14 protein-coding genes are annotated in these 19,869 nt (G+C 67.8%); 12 read left to right on the forward strand and 2 right to left on the reverse strand.

Annotated elements, in window-relative coordinates; genetic code table 11:
• From ON31_RS06340 to ON31_RS06360, 5 genes are all read left to right on the forward strand, one after another.
• On the forward strand, positions 1-593 hold a 593-nt coding region (locus tag ON31_RS06340), incomplete at its 5' end, for a hypothetical protein (RefSeq protein WP_039810324.1).
• Positions 594-643: 50 nt separating this feature from the next.
• A complete protein-coding gene (locus tag ON31_RS06345) occupies positions 644-1,537 on the forward strand; it encodes an ROK family protein (RefSeq protein WP_039810327.1) in 894 nt (297 codons plus the stop codon).
• A gap of 143 nt (positions 1,538-1,680) precedes the next feature.
• Entirely contained in the window at positions 1,681-2,781 is a 1,101-nt protein-coding gene (locus ON31_RS06350) for a hypothetical protein (protein WP_051036922.1), read from the forward strand.
• A 191-nt stretch (positions 2,782-2,972) separates the two neighbouring features.
• On the forward strand, positions 2,973-3,659 hold the full coding sequence (locus tag ON31_RS06355) for a chymotrypsin family serine protease (protein ID WP_039810330.1): 687 nt from the start codon (positions 2,973-2,975) through the stop codon (positions 3,657-3,659).
• A gap of 162 nt (positions 3,660-3,821) precedes the next feature.
• The gene (locus tag ON31_RS06360) at positions 3,822-4,931 is read left to right on the forward strand and encodes a phage tail tip lysozyme (RefSeq protein ID WP_039810332.1); all 1,110 of its coding nucleotides are present in this window, start codon (positions 3,822-3,824) and stop codon (positions 4,929-4,931) included.
• Positions 4,932-5,025: 94 nt separating this feature from the next.
• Here the strand turns inward: ON31_RS06360 and ON31_RS34515 are convergent, their stop codons facing one another.
• The gene (locus ON31_RS34515; RefSeq protein WP_051036923.1) at positions 5,026-5,733 is read right to left on the reverse strand and encodes a MerR family transcriptional regulator; all 708 of its coding nucleotides are present in this window, start codon (positions 5,731-5,733) and stop codon (positions 5,026-5,028) included.
• Positions 5,734-5,959: 226 nt separating this feature from the next.
• Between ON31_RS34515 and ON31_RS36525 the strand changes: the two genes are divergently transcribed.
• Positions 5,960-6,424 (forward strand): hypothetical protein, encoded by a 465-nt coding sequence (locus ON31_RS36525; protein WP_147286975.1) that lies wholly within the window; start codon positions 5,960-5,962, stop codon positions 6,422-6,424.
• A gap of 62 nt (positions 6,425-6,486) precedes the next feature.
• Here ON31_RS36525 and ON31_RS06375 read toward each other — a convergent pair whose 3' ends face one another.
• On the reverse strand, positions 6,487-11,325 hold the full coding sequence (locus tag ON31_RS06375) for an NAD-glutamate dehydrogenase (protein ID WP_051036924.1): 4,839 nt from the start codon (positions 11,323-11,325) through the stop codon (positions 6,487-6,489).
• A 680-nt stretch (positions 11,326-12,005) separates the two neighbouring features.
• Between ON31_RS06375 and ON31_RS06380 the strand changes: the two genes are divergently transcribed.
• From ON31_RS06380 to ON31_RS06405, 6 genes are all read left to right on the forward strand, one after another.
• Positions 12,006-13,148: a GAF domain-containing protein gene (locus ON31_RS06380; protein WP_255222005.1), complete on the forward strand. Its 1,143-nt coding sequence runs from the start codon at positions 12,006-12,008 to the stop codon at positions 13,146-13,148.
• A 65-nt stretch (positions 13,149-13,213) separates the two neighbouring features.
• On the forward strand, positions 13,214-14,239 hold the full coding sequence (locus ON31_RS06385) for a conjugal transfer protein (protein WP_255222006.1): 1,026 nt from the start codon (positions 13,214-13,216) through the stop codon (positions 14,237-14,239).
• Positions 14,240-14,271: 32 nt separating this feature from the next.
• Entirely contained in the window at positions 14,272-14,511 is a 240-nt protein-coding gene (locus ON31_RS06390; protein ID WP_228807261.1) for a hypothetical protein, read from the forward strand.
• Complete coding sequence (locus ON31_RS06395; RefSeq protein ID WP_051036925.1) at positions 14,511-15,020, forward strand: hypothetical protein; 510 nt, start codon at positions 14,511-14,513, stop codon at positions 15,018-15,020. The genes ON31_RS06390 and ON31_RS06395 overlap by 1 nt, the downstream gene beginning before the upstream one ends.
• On the forward strand, positions 15,017-17,539 hold the full coding sequence (locus tag ON31_RS06400; RefSeq protein ID WP_039810341.1) for an ATP-binding protein: 2,523 nt from the start codon (positions 15,017-15,019) through the stop codon (positions 17,537-17,539). Before ON31_RS06395 ends, ON31_RS06400 begins: the two co-directional genes overlap by 4 nt.
• The gene (locus ON31_RS06405; RefSeq protein WP_147286974.1) at positions 17,536-19,869 is read left to right on the forward strand and encodes a hypothetical protein; all 2,334 of its coding nucleotides are present in this window, start codon (positions 17,536-17,538) and stop codon (positions 19,867-19,869) included. Before ON31_RS06400 ends, ON31_RS06405 begins: the two co-directional genes overlap by 4 nt.

Below are 19,869 nucleotides of genomic sequence, written 5' to 3' on the forward strand. Positions count from 1 at the left end.
ATGTGCCCGATCCGAGCGATGATCGGGGGCTGCGCGGCGATCCGATCGAGGCGTTCCCGGTTCCCGAACTCATCGCGCGCGCCGTGGAATTGCGGGACAGCATCGCCGATTCGCCCGCCTGGCAGAGCGGCTACCTGATGTCGCATCGTCTGCGGCTGGACCTGGACGCCGAGCTCGACGCGATCATCCAACACGCATTGCGGGTGGAGTGCGCGTCCAGGCCGCTCACCGACGTCGTCGGCGATTCCACGACCGCGACGACGGCGCGGCAGGCCACCGAGAACGCGCACGCGGCCCTGGCTCGGGTGTGGACCGGTCTGGTCGCTCGGGTGAGCGCATTGACCGCCTACCGCGCGCATCTGGCGGAACTCCAGGCCGAATTGACCAATGCCGAGATCGCCGAGCGCACGGTCGGGGTGGGCCTCGACATCACCGCGCTGATGGCGGTCGCGACCGACGCGGAGCTTGCGGCCGACCACATCGATGGTCTGCGGGTGGAGGTTCGGGCAACGGCGCTGGCCATCAACGAGATCGTCGAGACACTGAACGGCGACCTGAACACGCTGGCCGCGCTCTCGGCGCCGCGTGCCTGAACCGATGAACCGAGGACGAACAGGCGAACAGCTGGATTGGAGCACAAACAATGACGGTTCTGGCGTTGGAGATCGGCCCGACCCGGTTCGCGGCCGGTCGGGTGGCACCGGACGGGAAGGTGCAGGATGTCCGGGCGATCCCGGTGACCTCGCGCGCGCCCTGGAACAGCTGCCGCGACCTGCTGGTCGAGGTGGCCGCCGGCGGTGATGTCACCAGTCTGGGCATCGGCACCACCGGGCCGATCGATATGGCCGCCGGGGTGGCGGCCCCGCCCGATATCGCGGAATGGCAGGTCGGCTTCGGCCTGGTCGAGGCCGCGCGTAAGCAATTCCCATCGGCCACCGTGGGAATGGCGCTCGACGGGGTGTGCGCCGCGCTGGCCGAACAGCGCCACGGCCTGCTGCGCGGTGTTCCGGACGCACTGGTCGTGTCGGTGTCCTCTCGGATCAGCGGCGGCATCGTTGTCGGTGGTTTCGTGGCGGTGGGACGTACCGGAAACGCGGGCAATATTGGTCATATGGTGATGTCCGGCTACGACGATCTCTGCGACTGTGGCGCCCGGGGATGTGTGCAGGCCATCGCCAGCACGTCCGCGGCCGTGCGCTGGGCCGAGAAGCGCGGCTGGCAGGGGGACGGTTTCGCGGCGCTCATCGCCGCGGCCGGCGCGGGTGACGCCACTGCCGGTGCGGCGGTAGAGCGCATGGGAACCGTTCTGGGACAGGCGCTGTCGTCGGTGGCGGCACTGTTCGACGTCGACCGCGTGGTGGTCGGCGGCGAGGCCGCGACGGCAGGTCCCGCGCTCTGGAAGTCACTGGGTGCGGCGGTAGGCGCGCATGCGCGGATCGGATTCCTGTCCGGCCTGCGGGTGATGCCCTCACAGTTGGGCGATACGGCGGTGCTGACCGGTGCCGGATTGCTCGCACTACCGCCGGATGGACAGTAGCGGCAGCGCAGCGGCGCCTGTTGTGAGCCAGCACAGCTGCCGCGGTCTGCGGGGACGGCAGCCGTGCTGGCGAGGCCGGTGATGATGAGGGGAACCACCGCCCGATGTCCATCTTAACCACATATGGTGGTTCAATCAATAACGTGCACTCAAACAGTGGCAAGAAAATCACCGACGCGACCGGCGCCGGTCCTGGAACCACCGCGGAGACATCGACCGAGTCGTCACGGGTCTGGTCCCGCAACGAGTGGGATCCGTTGGAGGAGATCATCGTCGGGGCCGCCGTCGGTACCGTCTTCCCCGTGGAGGCGCGGCGAATGGTCGAGGCCACCATGCCGCGCCGGTACTGGCAGCTGTTCGAGACGGTCCGTCCGTTCCCCGCCCGGATCATCGCCGCGGCGCAGGCCGAGCTGGACAATCTCGACCGGGTACTGACCGACGCCGGTGTCGTCGTCCAGCGCCCCACCTGGGTCGATCCGGCGAGCCTGGACGGCTACACCTCGGCACTGCCCCGTGACTCGCTCCTCGTCGTCGGCTCGACCGTCATCGAAGCGCCGATCGCCTGGCGGTCTCGGCGCGGTGAGGTACTGGCGTATCGCCCTCTCCTGCAGCACTATCACGAGTCGGGCGCGCGGTGGGTGTCGGCGCCGCGGGTGCTCGACCACGACCGCCTCCTCGACGGTGCGCCCGACGCCCGGTGGGCGATCAACGAAACCCAGCCCGCCTTCGCCGCCACGGACTTCCTGCGCTTCGGCCGCGATATCGTCGCGCAGCGCAGCCACGTCACCAACCGGGCCGGTATCGACTGGCTGCGCAGGCACCTCGGCGACACCTACCGAATCCATGTGCTCGACAGCGACGATCCGCACACCATGCGGTTGGACCGCACGATCATGCCGTTGCGTCCCGGAACGCTGCTGTTCGATCCCGATCGGGTCGACGCGGACAGTCTGCGGCGCTGCATGTTCGCCGAATGGGATCTCGTTCCGGCACCGCGCCCGGCGCCTCGGGAGCGGCCGCCGCTGTACCTGGCCGACGCGGGGGCGCGCATGAACGTCCTGGTGATCGACCGGGAACGGGTGGTGGTGGAGGCGCAGGACGACCAGATCGCCGACCTGCTGGCCGGCCTGGGCTTCGACCCGATCCGCTGCCCGTTCCGCAATGTGCAGAGCATCGGCGGCTCATTCCATCGCGCCACCACGGACATTCGGCGCCGCGGCGTCCCGGACTCCCCTCCGAGCTGACTTCCGATCGGGTTCCCGGCGCTGGGAATCCGGGAGAATTCCACTGTGCCGAGCGGGAATCGAGTCCGCGCCGGGTTCGAGGAAGGCATGTTCGAGGAAGGACGGACACGACGTTGCGCAGCCGCGGGAATCACGAATCGCGAGCGACAACGCTGGGTTGGTCGCCACCGGCTCACCTCCGCCGCCTGGTGATGGCATTCGTCTCCGCAGCGGTGTGTGGCACGGCGGGCACCCTGCTTCCCGCGTCGACCGCGCATGCCACCGATCCGGCGGTCGTGGTGCACCCCGGGCTGGCGATTCGGACCATGACCGAGGAGGAAGGCAAGGTCGTCGGCTTCCAATGCACTGTCGGGTTGACCGGATTCGTCGGAAAGGCGCGCTACGCCGTCACGGCCGGGCACTGTCGGCGACCGGGGGTCGTCACCGATGCCGAGGGCAATCCGATCGGCTGGTACGAGTCGTATCAACCCGATCGCGGACTCACCCTCGGGTTCGGGCTGATTCGCCTGTACGACGGTGTCGGTGTGTCCGCATCCATGGGCGCCTTCGGTCTCAGCTCCATCGACATGGACCCGCGCCGCGGCCAGCAGGTCTGCAAGATCGGCGCCACCACCGGCTGGAACTGCGGCACCATCACCAAGGTCGAGGACGGCGTCATCTACACCACCCGGGACCTCTGGTTCGAACACGGCGACTCGGGCGGTGTCGTATACCGCCAAACCTCCGACGGCCACGCGGCTTTCGTCGGCATCGCGATGGCATACGTCAACGACCGCGACCGCGAGGCGATAGTCGAACCGGCCAGCTGGCTCTTCGACCAGATCCAGCGCTACGGCCCGACCGCGAACGAGCCGTTCAAGTGGTATCGGGTGCACTGAGAACTTCCCAGCTCCGGGGATGCATGAGACTGGAACGGTCGGAGGAGTCGGGCCGGATGGTGGCACCGACTGTGCCGATGAGTCGATCGAGGAGCTGAGCATGCTGATGATCGTGCGCGCGCCGGCCACGGGCTCGTCCGGATCCGAGAGTCGGGTGCCGACATGGTGGTGAACGGCCAGGACGGGGTGGCGCACTATCGAGACTGGACCGTCGAGCTGCCGCATCCGCGCGGTGGGTCCGCGGGGCTCGATTCGGTGATCGACGCCGCTGAGCGGGCCATCCAGCTCTCGGTGGACCTGTTCGGGTCCGGGGCGGGGGCGCAGGCGCCGGATCTGGTGGAGAAGTTGGCGGAGCGGGGACTGGTCGACGATTCCGGGAACCAGTCGGTCATGGCGGACGATTATGCGGCGAACCAAGACGAGATCGACGCGATCGCGGCCGAACTGCACCGGCAGAACAGGGAAGTGGACACGTCCGCCTACGCGACCTCCACCAAGACCAGTTCGGCGATGTCCGATATCGATCACGAGGTGGACGGACTGAAGTCGACCCTCGCCGCCGAAGGACCCGCCCCGGGCGAGGAGCGTCTGTCGGTGGCGGCCGAGGCTCGGCTCCTGAGCGCCATTCTGCGGACCGTCGACGCCGTCTCCGACATCATCGAGTCGGCGTCCGACGGAGTCGCGGAAGAGGCGGAGCGAATCACCTATTCGTCGCCGACCTACGGGGCGCCGACACCACCGATGATGATGAATACCGGCGGCTACGGCGGCTATGCTCCCGCCGGAAATGATTCCGGCGGTGGGGGATTCATGCAGACGGTGAGCGCCGAGGCGATTCCCGAAGGGCAGCGCGCCCGGGTGGACGAGATGTATCAGCGGCTGCTCGACAACGGCTTCACACCGGCGCAGGCGGCGGGCATCCTGGGTAATCTCCAGGCGGAGTCGGGCTTTCGCACCGATGCCTGGAACGCGGGTGAGGCATCCCTGGGCTTGGCGCAGTGGCGAGGCGACCGGCTGGAGGGTCTCGAGCGATTCGCGGCCGCGCGCGGCGGTTCGGTCACCGATTGGCGTATCCAGATCGATTACATCTCGCATGAGCTCCAGAACAAGGAATCGGCTGCCTACGCGCATCTTCGGAATGCGCGGACACCCGGTGAGGCTGCCGCGGTATTCGACCAGTACTACGAGCGCAGCGACGGTTCGGCGCGTGCGAAGCGCATCGCCAACGCGAACAGCATCGCGGGTGCCATGACGACCAGCGTCTCGGTCTGATCCACTGTCGCCGTGTAATCCGGTTCGGTGTCACAGTATTCGGTGACGCCGACCCTGCCGCACCTGGTTCGCGGCTCGGGCCGGCGTCAGCGATTCAATGCTTGTCGTGTTCCAATGAGCCTTGGTAGGAAGGGATTTGGCCTTCCAAACGCTCATGCAGCGATCGAGCGACCAGTTCCGCGGTGGCCGCGATCGCCAGTTGCCGGGCGTGCTCCACGGCCTGCTCCTGTCCTTCCCCGTCGGCGTCGACGGATGCCGTCCGGTGTTCGGCGAGTCGGCGGACGATCTCGGCCTGCCGGGCGGCGACCCGGCTGCAATCGGCATGCAGGCGGATGAGCGGCCGGAATATCTCGTCGGCGGGAAGTCCGGCGTCGATCAGCCCGGCTGCCAGGGCGTGCAGTTTGGGGTGGGTGGCCTGTAGCGCGCTGACATCCGGTCCGGTCTCGCCGGTCGTGCGCAGCTGTTGCAGCGTTGTCGCCAATCGGCTGTCGTCGTCGGTGGATCGGCGGTATGCGGTGCCGCCCGCGAGGGCATTGCTCCGTACCTGGAGGACCTCATCGAGTCCTTCGCCGCGATCCCAGGCGTCGAGGAGCTCTTTGATGCCGGTCAGTTTCATTCCCTTGCGCAGCAGCTGGCCGATGGTCTGCAGCCGGACCAGATGCTCCGGTCGGTAGTAGCCGATCCGGCCGCGGACCTGCGGGGCCGGTAGCAGACCGCGCTCATGGTAGACGCGCACGCTGCGCACGGTGGTGTGGGCAGCGCGGGCCAGTGCATCGATGGTGAATTCGGACTCCGTCGTCATAAGACAAGGAAACCACATTGGATAGAGGTACACTAGCCAATGTGCCGTCAAATGGCGGGACGCTAAGGGTTGCTCGGCAGCTCGGCGTTGGGCTACTGTTCACGAACAGCTCATCCGCAGCTGGTTTCCGGGGACTGTTGAGCAGCCCTGATGGAGGACTTGCGCTTACTCGCGCGCTACGGGGCAGGCATCGCCCGATGCTCCCCGGCGTACCCGGAGACTTGCCATGACTGTTACGCAGAACCGTTCACTGGACCGAGATACCCACGCGGAGAACAAATCGATACCGCGTCCACCGTGCGCTCAGCATCCCGACGGCTGGGACCTGGACACCGGTACGCCGGACGCCTGGCGCCAAGCCGTAGCGGCCTGCCACGCGTGCCCGCTGTTCGTCCAGTGTCAGCGGATGGCGACCGCCCTGGTCGAAGCCGGCGAAGGGCCACGGGCCATGATCTGGGCGGGAGTCGGCTACGACAACTCCGGAAAGGTCATCCCGAATCTGGATCGGCACCGCATCGCGCCGGTCGATCGCCAACGTCCCACCAGAATCGTTCGTACGCAGACGGTGTGCAAGAAGGGTTCCGGCGAACCGCTGACCACGGCACGGACCGTGTCGAGGACGCCCCGGGGCGGAATTCAGCGGCAGATCGTGCTCGGCCGCAGCGTGATTCGCTGTTCGGACGGCGAATAGCCGACTTCCGATACCACCACAGCCGCCGGTGCCGTGTCCGAACACGGCACCGGCGGCCGCGGTCAGGTCCGACGCTCGAATTCGGCCGGCCCGCTGGCCATACTCCTGATCTGTCGAGCCGCCACCGAGAGGGTCGCGAGATCGTGGCCGGGTCCGGTGTGGATCTCGTCCAACATGGCCCGCGCCCGGGCGATCCTGGAGCGGTGCGTCGATTCCCAGTGGGCGATCTTCTCCGCCGCGGACTCGTCCGGTCCGGTGAGGTCGAGGACCGTGATGGTCAGCGAACGCAGGGCCGCGTAGATGTCGTCGGAAACGGCCAGCCGGGCCAGCGAGGACCAGCGGCCGGCTCGTTCCAGACGACGCACCTCGTTGAGGAGCTGTTCGATCTTCAGATGATCGTCGAGCACGTAATGGATTTCGGCCACCTCGGAGCGGTCCCGGTGGGTGATCTCCGCGATATCGATGACGTCCAGCAGCGGGAACAGATAGATCAGCCGGCCCACCTCGTCGGCCAACTCCGCGGGCGCCCCCAGGTCGATGGCCGTTCGGGCGCGTGAGGTGAGGTCGGCACGGTGGTCGGCGCCGAGCCGCCCGGGCACCGTGGCGGCGAGCGCGCGGACCCCCGGCGCGTACCGGTCGATCTCCGCGGTGATGTCGAGCGGCTGCGGCCGATTGCCGAGCAGCCACCGGGAGGCGCGGTCCAGCGTCCGTTTGGTCTCCATCTCCAGCGCGTCCCGGGCCGCCGTCGGCATCTCGGTGGAACGAATGCGATCCCACAGCTCGTGCAGATCGAAGATCCGCGCCGCGACCCCGAAGGCCCGCACCGCGTCGGCGGTGTCGGCGCCCGCCTCCTCGGATTGCCGGAACGGGTAGGTGATTCCGCCGAAGTCGACGACCTCGTTGGCCAGCACGGTGGCCACGATCTGCCGGCGCAGCGGATGCGCGTCGATGGCTCGGCCGAAGCGTTGGCGTAGCGGTGCCGGGAAGTAGGTGTGCAGCCGATCCGCGAACATCGCGTCGTCCGGCAGCGACCCGGCCAGCAGATCGGCCTTCACGGCGAGTTTCACCTGGGCCATCAGGGTCGCGAGTTCGGGCGAGGTCAGGCCGCGCCCTTCGGCGCCGCGGCGGGCCAGTTCGGCATCCGAGGGCAGGGCTTCGAGTTCGCGGTCCAGGCCGTGGCCGGACTCCAGCGCCTGGATCGTGCGGCGGTGCAGGTCCAGCGTTTCCGCCGCGTCCGCGCGGGAGAGGCCCATCAGGAAGTTCTGCGCGATATTGTCGCCCAGGACGAGATCGGACACCTCCTCGGTCATGGAGGCGAGCAGCCGATCACGGTCACCGGCGTCGAGTTCGCCGGCGGCGACCACGCGATCCAGCAGAATCTTGATGTTGACCTCATGGTCGGAGCAGTCCACACCCGCGGAGTTGTCGAGGGCGTCGGTGTTCATCCGGCCGCCCGATCGGCAGAACTCGATCCGGCCCCGTGCGGTGGCGCCCAGGTTGCCGCCCTCGCCGATCACCTTCGCCCGCAACTCGTTTCCGTTCACCCGCACGGCGTCGTTGGATTTGTCGCCGACATCGGCGTCGGTCTCGTCGGCGGCCTTGATGTAGGTGCCGATACCGCCGTTCCACAGCAGATCGACCGGTGCCAGCAGGATCGCGCGCACCACCTCCGGCGGTGACAGCTCGGTGACGCTGTCGTCCAATCCGAGGGCGGTACGCGCCTGCGGACTGATCGGGATGCTCTTGGCGGTGCGGTCCCACACTCCGCCGCCCGCGCTGATCAGCTCGGCGTCGTAGTCGGCCCAGGACGAGCGGGGCAGGGCGAACATCCGCTTGCGCTCGGCGAACGAGCGGGCGGCATCGGGGTTCGGGTCGAGGAAGATGTGCCGGTGGTCGAAGGCCGCGACGAGCCGGATGTGTTCGGAGAGCAGCATTCCGTTGCCGAAGACGTCGCCGCTCATGTCGCCGATGCCGGCTACGGTGAACGGCTCGGTCTGGACGTCGATGTCGAGCTCGCGGAAGTGCCGCTTCACGCTCTCCCAGGCGCCTTTGGCGGTGATGCCCATGGCCTTGTGGTCGTAGCCGACCGAGCCGCCGGAGGCGAAGGCGTCGCCGAGCCAGAAGCCGTATCGGTGTGCGACCTCGTTGGCGACGTCGGAGAAGGTCGCCGTCCCCTTGTCGGCGGCCACCACGAGATAGGTGTCGTCGCCGTCGCGGCGCACCACCCGGTCGGGCGCCAGGACCGCGCCGGTGCGATTGTCGATATTGTCGGTGAGGTCGAGCAGGCCGGAGATGAAGGTGCGGTAGCAGGCCACGCCCTCCTCGCGCTGAGCCTGCCGATCCGCGGCCGGGTCACCGGTCGCGGCGGGCGGATTCTTCACCACGAAGCCACCTTTCGCTCCGACCGGAACGATGACCGCGTTCTTGACCGCCTGCGCCTTGGCGAGGCCGAGGATCTCGGTGCGGAAGTCCTCCCGCCGATCCGACCAGCGCAGGCCGCCGCGGGCGACCGCGCCGAAGCGCAGATGCACCCCCTCCACGCGGGGCGAGTAGACGTAGATCTCGTACTGCGGCTTCGGTTTCGGCAGTTCGTCGATGCGTCGCGGGGTGAACTTGAAGGCCAGATAGTCGCGCGAGACCGCCGCCTGCGACCGCACCGTGGCCGGTGACCCGCTCATGTAGTAGTTGGTCCGCAGCGTCGCACCGATCAATCCGAGGAAGGCGCGCAGGATCCGGTCGGCGTCCAGGCTGGTGACGGCGTCGATGCGGGCTCGCAACTCGGATTCGATCCGCTGCGCCCGGGCGGGGTCGCTGCGATCGGGGTCGAAGTGCGCGCCGAAGAGTTCGACGAAGGCCCGCGCCGCGCCGGGCTGCCGCAGCAGCACCCGCGTGATGTTGCTCTGGCTGTAGGCGAATCCCGCTTGCCGCAGGTATCGCGCATAGGCGCGCAGGACGGCCACCTCATGCCAGTGCAGTCCGGCACGCAGGACCAGTTCGTTCAGCCCGTCGGTGTCGGCGCGGCCGTACCACATGGCCGCGAATGCCTCGGGGAAGCGTCGCTGGGCATCGGTGACCGCCGCGGACAGGGCGTCGGTGGCGGTGAGTGCGGCGTCGATGGCGCCGTCCAGGGCGGTGTCCAGCAGTTCTCGCGGTGCGTGCAGGTTGAACCGGTAGATCCAGCGCGGCTGGGAGTCCGGCAGTTCGATCGGATAGGGCCGCTCGTCGTGCACGTCGACGCCGAGGCTGTGCAGGATCGGCAGCACTCGGCTCAGCGATACGCCCGCGCCGCTGACGTAGAGCGCGAACTGCCAGTCGTCGACCGCGGCGTCGGCCGCCCGGGACAGGTGCATATCGATCGCGTTGTCGCCGAGCTCCTCGAGCCGCTGGATATCGGCCAGCGCATGACTCGGGGTGAAGCTCTCCTTGTAGCCGTCGGGGAAGCTGTCGGCGTACCGCTTGGCGGTTCTGGAGTCCACGGCGGCCGTGGCCGCCGCCTCGGCAACCAGCCGATCGGCCCAGGTGTGGGTGGTGGCGAAGAGCAGATCCTGGAGGTGCTGCCGTCGCGCCTCGGAGAGGTCCGCGGGTGCCGCGTACTTGCCGCGGTGCACCGTGAAATAGATGTTGACGAGCTCGGATTCGGTGGCTCGCGCGGAGTACGCGATATGGTCGCCGCCGAATTCGGACAGCAGAATCTGCTGCATCCGCTGGCGCACGGCCGTGTTGTATCGGTCCATCGGCAGATAGACCAGGCACGACACCGTCCTACCGCGCGGATCGGGCCGCAGAAACAGCCGTACCTGTCGTCGCTGGCCGAGGGTGAGCACCGCGGACGTGGTGTCGAACAGTCGCCGGGTGTCCGAGGAGAACAGTTCCACGCGTGGGAAGGACTGCATCACCTCCAGCATCGATCGGCCGGAGAACGAATTGAGTTCGAACCCGGCCCATTCGACGACCTGGCGCACCCGGTGTTCGATCACCGGAATGTCGAGTATGTTCTCGTGCAGCGCGGAAATGGTGAAGGTCCCGACGAACAGCTGCTCGCCCACCACCCGGCCGTCGGTGTCGTATTCGGCGATGCCGATGAGATAGGGATTGATCCAGCCCGGCGCCGCTGATTCGATCGCCCCCGGAGCCAGCCGCAGCAGGCCACGATCCGGTCCGGGGGTGGGGACATCGATTTTGGTCGCCGATCCGGCGCCGAGTATGCCGAGCCCGGTGCCCGAGACCGGTCGCATGGTGGCGGGAGCTTCGGGGCCCGCACTCTCGGGGACGGCGTATCGGGCGTAGCCGAGCAGTACGAAGCGGTCGTCGGCGAGCCAGCGCAACAGCCGCGCGCACTCGCGGGCCTCCACGGGGTCGGCCCCGCTGTACGGGGGAGCATCCGAGTGCAGTTGATCGGCGAGGAAGGACTGCCTGCGCTGCATGGCGACGGTGCTGTCCGCGATCTGGCGCAGGTCGGCGAGCAGGGGCGGCAGGACGGCCGCGATCGTCGCCAGTACGCCGTTGTCGGTCGCGGCGCTCAGCTGGATGTGTATCCAGGACTCTCGGGTCGTCCCACCGACGGGCTGCGTCGCCGTGCTGTCGCCCTCGTATGGTGCCAGCGAGAGCAGCCGGCCGCTCGGATCGCGAACCACCTCGAAGATCGGATGGATGACATCGGTGACGGTGGCGCCGAGCCGCCGCAGCGTCGAGACCAGCGACTCGACCAGCAGGGGCATATCGGAATTGACCACCTGCACGGCAGGTCCGATGCCGTTCGCCTCGTCCGGGTGATACACGCGGGTGGTCGCGGTTCCGGTGGTCCGGGTGGCGGCGAGGGCCAGGTGCCGACGGAAGATGCGTTCGGATTCACCGGGACCGGATAGTGCGGCACCGGAACGCACTTGACGGAAGTACGCCATCTGCAGCGACGTCGGATCACCACCGGGGGAATCGGGAAGTGCGGTGCGCGTGGGCAGTTCGGGTTCGGAGTTCGTAGTAGTTGCTGATCGGCGTTGCGTGGGCCGCATGGTCAACGCACGCCTTCCCGATGGCTCGACACGGTGTGAGCTCCTGACTTGTGTGGATCGCGTGAGATTACCTAGATGATGTACCGCTAAACAGCGGTACAATAAGGTACGCTACACCTGCGTGTCAGCCGGTGGCAAGGAGCTGCGAACCCCTGGTGCCGGACGTCACGTGACCCGGATCGGTGTGCGGGAGGGTTGCGCTGTGTGATGTTCGGACTTGAAAGCTTCGGTTCCGCTGATCGCGATCGGACACGTGTTCTAGGTTCAACCCATGACGTCTAGACGGCATCGGCGGCCGCTGAAAACGAGTGGATTCGGGAACATTCCGGCTCGGTGGGCTGTTGCCCCGGAGACTATGGGCTCGACAATCGTTGTTTCACTGCGGCGGGCGACCATGGCGGCGCGCGACCGTGGCGGCAATGCATGTTTCAGCCTGGCATATTTCAGCTTGGTAACTGTCTCTTTTCCACGCGCCGCTGGCTATCGGGCCATCAGGTAGGTTCACACAGTGCGGTACCGGTGTCAGGCGACCAGACAGCAATAGAGCGAGCAATAAGGCAACTGAGGAACCGATGACGGAATCAGGTCGGGCGATACCGTGGGTGACGGTGGAGACATTGACTCCCGACACCATGTCGGTCGCGACCGTGGGCGGCGAGCAGCGGGCTTTCGCGAGCGTGCGCCGCGTGCTCCAGCGAGTGCTCACCAGAACGCCTGCCGTGTACGACAGCATCACCACTCGCGGAATCATCGACGTCGTCCAGGCCGCCCGGCGGCAGGCGGAGCAGGCGGATCTGGAGGTGCCGACGGCCGCCGGACAGCACCTGGTTCGGGCCCGGCCGGTGCTCGGACCCACCGGCGGAGTGCATGCGGTGCAGTTGTGGATCGGTCCCGCCGCCGCGGTCACCCCGCCGCCCCCGGCGGTGGGCGCGGTCTGGGACCTCGACAGCCAGACGGTCCACCAGCCCCCTGCGATGACCGCCCTGCGTGGTGTGTCGGCCGACGAACATGTGCCCACGATGTCCGTCGCGGAGCTGTTCCATCGGGCCGCCGCGTTCGATCGCCACGGTGAGGTGCTCGATCTTCTGTACGACCCGGGTCCCGAGGACAAACTGCAATTCGACGTGGACATCGGCCCCCTGGCCGGCCGGTCCGCCGGCCCGCTGGGGCGTTGGCGCGTCGCGGCTCGCCCCCGGGATCGGGGCGCGTGGCTGCTCATCGAGGACATCAGGGAGCAGTCGACGCAGCCGGCCTGGCCGACGTTGGAACAGGTCGGCCTACGGGAAGCGCACCGGCGGGCCGGAACTCACCTCGCCGTCGTACAGCTCGAGCACACCTCGATCTCGCACTGGTTGACGGATCCGGCGCCCTGGGTGCGGTGGGAGTATCTGTATCGCCCCGTGGATGTGTTCCATCCCGACGACCGCGATCGACTGGCCGCCGTACGGGACAACATCCTAGCCGGGGAAAGCGCGGAGGTGATCGTTTGCACGCTCGGCTACTCCGGTAACTACCTTCCGACGCGGTTGCGGCTCTATCCGTATCCCGGCTACTCCCGCAGCCAGCTTGTGATCGGTGAGCTACGTCTGGCCGATGACCACTGTGAGAGTCCGTCGAGCCGAGCCGGGCCGTGCCGAATACCCGAGCCGCTCGGATACGACGAACAGTTGCGCCGGCACCTCTCCAGGCGGGACCGGTTCGACCGGGCGTCGTAAACGGCTCCCCAGCGGTGGGAACAACGCCGCGGCTCGGACTTCGGTGCCTCATTACGCTCTGACAGGTGAGGAAAGTAGCGGACGCGCGGGTGGATTCGGGGGATGCGTTGCTACGCCGCATGATCGCCCGACGCCGTCGCGACAACGTGATCTTCACCGTGCTGGCCGGGCTCGCGATACTCGGCGGCGGGCACGCGATCCTGAGTCTGTTCTCCGAAGCGCCGCCCGGCCCGTCGGACGATACGACGGTGTCGATCGTGGGCAATGCCCAACTGGCCGGATCCTTCGCACAGGAATTCGTGGTCGCCTATCTGGGCGCGACGGCCGGGGACCAGGACCGGATCGCCCATTTCATCGGGGGCGGCGATTCGATCGCGCTGCCCGCTACCGCTCGTCAGGTCTCCGATCCCGCCGTGGTGTCCGTGCGGCGGACCAGAGCTTCGACGCCGATCGAGATCTGGTCGGTGACGGTATCGGTCCGTCCCGAGACCGCGACGAGGACCACGGGCGGGAAACAGACCTCCGCCGCTCCGATGCCGCAGTACTACCGCGTGGGAGTCGCGGTGAATCACGGCCGGCTGCGCGCCCTTTCGCGGCCGTGGCTGGTCGCGCCACCCGCCGAAGGGCAGGATCTGCTCACGGTGTACTCCTCGCCCTGCGGTGAGGAGTCCCCGCTCGCCCACGTCGCGACCGGCTTCCTCGACGTCTTCCTCACCGGGTCCGGCGACGTGACCCGATACACCAGCCACGACTCCGATATCACCGCGCTGCGACCCGCGCCGTTCTCCGAACTCGAGTCGGTCTCGGTGTCCGCACAGGACTCCGGTTGCGGCACAACAGGATCGAGCGCGCGCGTGCTGGCGACGGTGACCCCGGCGGTCGGTGGCGACACCCTGGCGCCGCTGGACTATCCGCTGACGATGGTGCGCGTCGAGGAGCAGTGGCAGGTGCAGACCATCGATTCCATTCCGGCACTGCCGGATCCGATCACCGTCGTAGCCGGCGGCGTGGCCCCGAACACGCCGCGGAGTTCGGCGTCGACCACCGCGCCGTCGCCGTCGGTCACCGTACCGCCGGCGACGCAGAACTGACGGGAGCGACCATGGGTAGCAGTCTCACCAATATGCTGTACGGCATATTGCTGTTCGTTCGCTGGGCCGGCCTCATCCTGATCGCGATCGTAGGTATCGGTGTGCTGATCAGCGAAGCCGTCAAGGAGCGCCTCTCGCCGGGGAAGGTCCTGGCCGTCGCCGGCTCGGCGATCCTGGCCGGAGTCCTGATCTGGGTACTGCCCACGCTCATCAACTATTCGCGTGCCGAGGTCGGTACCGTCATTCCCGATCGGCCCGTCGGAGGATACTGATGGCCGATGTCATCCGCGTCTTCACGCCGATCAAGCGCGTGCCCACCGTGATCGGCAAGGCACAGAACGGGCAGAAGATCCCCTTCGGGCCGTATACGCTGCCGCAGGTCGCCGCGGGCGTCGCGCTCATGCTCGTCACCTCGATCGCCGCCATGTCGATTCCGGGCAATCCCGCGGTGGTCTTCATCCTCGGCCTGGTACTCACCGTGATCGTGGTGTTCGCACTCGGTCTGGTGCCGGACACCGGGGTGCGGCTGACCTCCCGGGTGCTGTGGTTCGGTCGGCTGATCCTGATCCGGAAACCGGTGTCCGCCTCCGGAATGCCGGTCAGTCCGGACTCGGCCCGCTACTCCGTGTACATCGAGGACTCCGTCGTCGTCATCCTGCCCGACCTCGACGGGGTACCGCGACCGGAGCCGCCGGCCCGCGCGCTGGCGAGCGGAATACTCGAACTGGCCGCCGGGCGGACCGCCGATCCGACCCGGGATGAACCTCGGAACGAACAATGATGGCGTCCGGGCGCGATATCCAGCCGACCGCGGCGATCCGCGGGAACCTGCAGTTCACTCACGCCGGCCTGGTCACGGCGACCTACTTCATCGAGCCGCTCGGATACGGCCTGCGCTCGCCGCGCGACAAATACGACGTGAAGCTGGCGCACCACGCCCTGATCACGAATGTGCCCAATGGGTCGCTGCTGCTCGGCATCCAGGCCCGGCTCGAGACCCTCGATGTGCTGCGGAAGATGGTCGAGGGCGTCGACCTCGACGAGTGCGAGGACTACGCCGCGGAGGTCGTCGCCTCCTACGAGCGCATCCAGGCGATCGTGCCGCAGACCCGGATCTATCTGCTGTCCATCCCGGTGGGCTCCACGTCGACCGGGATATCGTCGCTGGCCGGATTGTGGCGTGGCAACAGCTCCGTCGATGTCGCCGCCGTCTCGCGGACCGACCTGGCCACCTACGACGAGGAGGCGAGCAAGATCCTGTCCCGGATCGGCAGCGACTTCCGGCCGACCCCGGTCCCGGCCGCACTGTTCCAGTGGCTGTGGGAGCACTACCTGTCCCGCGGCGCGGTCGGGGATCCGGCCGCGCCCACCCGGGTCGGGGTGCTCGAGGACGCCACCGCGGCGGTATTCCGTTCTGCCGCACTGGACGAGGGGGCGCAGGCCGACAACACCCGCCGGTTCCGGCCGTCGTTCACCCCGGTGATCAAGGTGGTGCAGCCGGACAGCGCCGACCGCCCGTCCTATCAGTCGGTGCTGACACCGCGCTCTTTTCCCTACGGCGGCATGACCTTTCCGGGCGGCAGCGAATTCCTCGCCATGCTCGACGGCCTCGGTGACGTGACCGTCGACTGGGGCATGCGGGTGTCCACCAGATCCGCCGACGAGGTATTGCAGAGCAACGAGCTCGGCCTCCGACGGCTCGGCGAACAGATGGAACAGCGCGACACCGAGGTCTCCTTCGCCCAGAACACCCTGATGTCGAAGGCACAGCTGCTCAACGAGTACAACCAACACTTCGAGGTGAACGGCGGCGAGTCGGAGGTGTCGTTCACGACCGTCATCGCGGTCGGCGGTCCCTCGCGGGAGGCGACACTCGATGCGGTCAACGCACTCAAGCGCCGCTACAAGCGGTTTCAGGTCGAACTGACGGCGCCGGTGGGCGCGCAGGTGGATCTGTGGTCGATGCTGATTCCCGGCAGTCCCGTGCGCCGGGCCTACGAGGATTTCGCCCACATCGTCCCCTCCGACATGTGGGCGGGTTTCGTCCCGTTCACCTCCAGCGACATCGGTGACGACAGCGGCCCGGTGATCGGGATCAACCTGCTGTCCGGGCAATACGAGCCCATCCACTTCGGCATCATGGAGGCGGCGCTGCACGACCTGTCCGCGTCGTTCGCGGTGACCGGGGAACTCGGTTCGGGCAAGTCGTTCTTCCTCAAGCTGATGGCGGTGCTCGTTCACGACATGGGTGGCCAGTTCCTGGCCATCGACCGCAGTCAGGTCGGGGAGTGGGCGCATTTCGCCGCCGCCATCGACGACGCGGTGGTGATCGACCTGACCAACCCGACGGTGTCGCTGGATCCGTTGCGGCTCTTCGACGCCCGGGTAGCGGGTGAGCGAGCGCTCGACTCACTGCTGCCGATGCTCGACCTGTCGCCGACGGCGAGCGCCGGTGCGGTCGTCAGCAATATGCTCACCGAGAAGGGGCGCGCCGAGCACGGCATCCACTCCATGCTGGATCTGGTGCGGGCGGCGCACCGGCTGCGGGACGAGCCGGGTTCGGGTCCGGAGTACGCGGATCTGGCGGCCCGCCTCGGCGCCGTCGCCGATCGGGTTCCGGTGCTGTTCGATCCGACGCTGAAACCGCTGCGGCTGACCGCGGCGGCGACGGTCGTACGAAGTCACGGCCTGGCCCTGCCCACCGCCGAGGAACTCACCACACCGCATCTGTATCACCGGCTGCCGCTGACCAAGCGGCTCGGTACCGCGCTCTACGAGCTCGTCGGGGTCGCCGCGCGGGAGGCGTTCCTGACCGACAACGGCAGATTCGGCCTCCTGGTCGGGGACGAGGCCCACCACTTCACCCAGACGCAGGTGGGCGCCGCGGTCACCTCGGACTTCAGCCGCGACGGACGTAAGCATCTGGCCGCCATCGGATTGGCCTCGCACGACCCGGCCACCGACTTCCAGGGCGCGGCGCACAATCTGATCCCGAACCGCTTCGTCTTCCGGCAACGGGACGAGACCCTCGCTCGCAACAGCCTGGAATGGCTCGGTGTCGACCTCGACGAGGCGCCGTTCCTGCTGCAGATCCTGCGGGAGGAGACGTCTCCGCCGGTCGGCCAGGGTCGGCAGGTTCCCCCGGAACGGCGCGGTGAGATGTTCATGCGCGACGCGCTGAGCCGGATCGGCCGGGGCAAGATACTCGGGCCCGCCCGCGGCGACCGGGCCGAGGCCATCACCAGCACACCGACGGCGTCCGGCCAGTCCGCGTCGCTGGAGCGCCGGGACGCGCGATGAGTACCCGCCGGCGTCGGGATATGGCCTGGGAGTTGACCTTCTGGGATAGCGAGCGCTGGCGACCCCGCGCGGTCGCCCGGCGGTTCCGCGGTTGGCTGGCCGGTTCGCCGTGGCGTCGCCGGACAGCGTGGGCGCTGTTCGTGGCCTTCGTGACGCTCGTGCTGCCCGCCATACTCGGCGCGGTGGCCGTCGCCCAATCGGACACCCTGGCCCAGGGAACCGCCAACAGCGGTCTGAGCTGGATGGATGTGCGCGACTCGGATGGTGTGCTGCTCTCGGACTACCGTTTCGTCACCGACCACGGCAGCGTGCTCGAACCGGGCAAGACCGCGCTGGCGCTGGTCCTGGAACTCGAGTTCGCGGGCTACATGGTGCTGGTGACCACCGCCATCTGGCTGATCGGCTACGCGCTGGGCTTCGGCTGGCTCGATATGTTCGCCCAGGCCCTGACCGGGGTGGCCGACGCCCTGACCGGCCAGATCGCCACCCCCATCCTGCTGGTCACCGCGGCGACCATCGGTGCGTTCTTCGTCGGCTATTTCATCGTCCGCGGCTACCACGCCAAGGCGACGATGCAGGTGGTGACGATGCTGGCGGTCGGCGTGTTCGGGCCGCTGTTCCTCGCGGAGCCGCTTGCGGATGTGCTGGCGTCGGACGGCTTGCTCGCCAAAGGCCGCGACATCGGCATCTCGGTGGCGGCGGGACTGAACGGCCACCTCAACCCGAATCCGGGCGTGCTGGTGCAGACGATGCAGGGTGATCTCGCCGACAGCTTCGCCCGGAAGCCGCTCCAGGTGTGGAACTTCGGGCATGTGATCGACGATCGGATGTCCTGTCGCGCGCAATGGACCTCGGGGATGCGGGCCGGGGACTCGGGGCAGGTGAAGGAGGGGCTGGAGGCGTGCAACGACACCTACGCCCGTGCGGCGGCGGACAATCCGAGCGCCGGGCAGATCGGCACCGGGCTGCTGCTGCTGATCTGCGGGACTGTCCTGCTGCTGTTCGCCGTGTACCTGGGCCTCAAGGTGATCAAGTCGGCGCTCGACACCATCTATCACGGATTCATGGCCATTTTCGGGTTCGCCGCGGGCGGATTCGTGTACGGCCCGACACAGACCTTCCTGATCCGGAATCTCGTCCACTCCGTGATGGCGGCGGCGCAGATGGCCGTGTTCACCATCTTTCTCGGTGTCTATGTGCTGTTCCTGGCCAATGTGTTCGATCAAGCCAGGGGACAGGTGATGGCGGTGTTCGTGATCGGGGCCATCGTCGAACTCGTGGCCTTCAGTCAGCTGCGCCGGTTGAGCAAGAATCTGCGCAAGGGCAACGACTGGGTGGCGAACCGCTTCGCGCTCGCGACCCAGGGCCAGGGCTCCGGAGGAGGGGGCGGCGGCGGTGGCGGTGGCGGAGGCCGGGCACTGGGAATGGGTGAGGCTGTCGCAGCGGGTGCGGCGGGCGGTGGCCTGGGTGCCTTGGCCGGTTTCGCGGCGCTGTCGACGATCAGCGGCTCGCCGGCGACCGAGTGGCTGTTCGGTCGCACCCTGAATCCGCTGGCGCCGTACGCCCGCCAGCGCCAGCGCGCCGAGCTCGCCCGGATGGAATACACGCCATGGCTGCTGCACCGGCAGAAGTGGTTGCTGCACAACCGGGAATCGTGGCTGCGGGCGGCGGAGCGACGCGCGCAGAAGGCGGGCGGCGTGGACGATCCGTTGAAGGTGGCCAATATCATCGACGGCCTGTACGACTCCGGCATTCCCAAGGCGGAGCTCAACGGCGCGCTGGCCGAGCTCCGGTACAACGGCAAGGCCGTGGATCCGATGGACGCCCTGCACGTCGACCGCGCCGTCGCGGTCATGAACGCGTCGAAGTCGCAGAACCCGTACGGATTCGCACCGCTGCAGAAGGCATTGGCGGCATGGGAGTCGGTGAACAACCACCCGATCGAACCGGGGCGCAGCCTGCGCGAACACCGGGCGTTCGTGGCGCAGGCGCATGTCGCCGCGACCAACTTCGCCAGGCATTCGCGGGTACCGCATTTCATCGGCGGCCAATCCGATATCGACTGGGCTTTCGTGAACGACGTACGGGCGAACTGGGATTCGGCGGCGGCCCTGCAGGCGGCCATCTCGCCGGCGCGATGGAACCAGGTCGGCGCGAACACCCGCCATCACATCGGGTCCGAGCTGGCGAACCAGCACCGGGACGCCGTCCTGCGTTATTACAACAACCCCGTCGAGGAGAATCGGGTGGCGGTCGACCAGATCGCCCGGCGCATCTCCAATCTGGATCACTTGGATCCGGATGCCGGTCTCGATCCGTGGGATTCGTGA

The sequence above is a fragment of the Nocardia otitidiscaviarum NBRC 14405 genome, assembly GCF_000308635.1.
In the GTDB taxonomy this organism is placed as follows: Bacteria; Actinomycetota; Actinomycetes; order Mycobacteriales; family Mycobacteriaceae; genus Nocardia; species Nocardia otitidiscaviarum.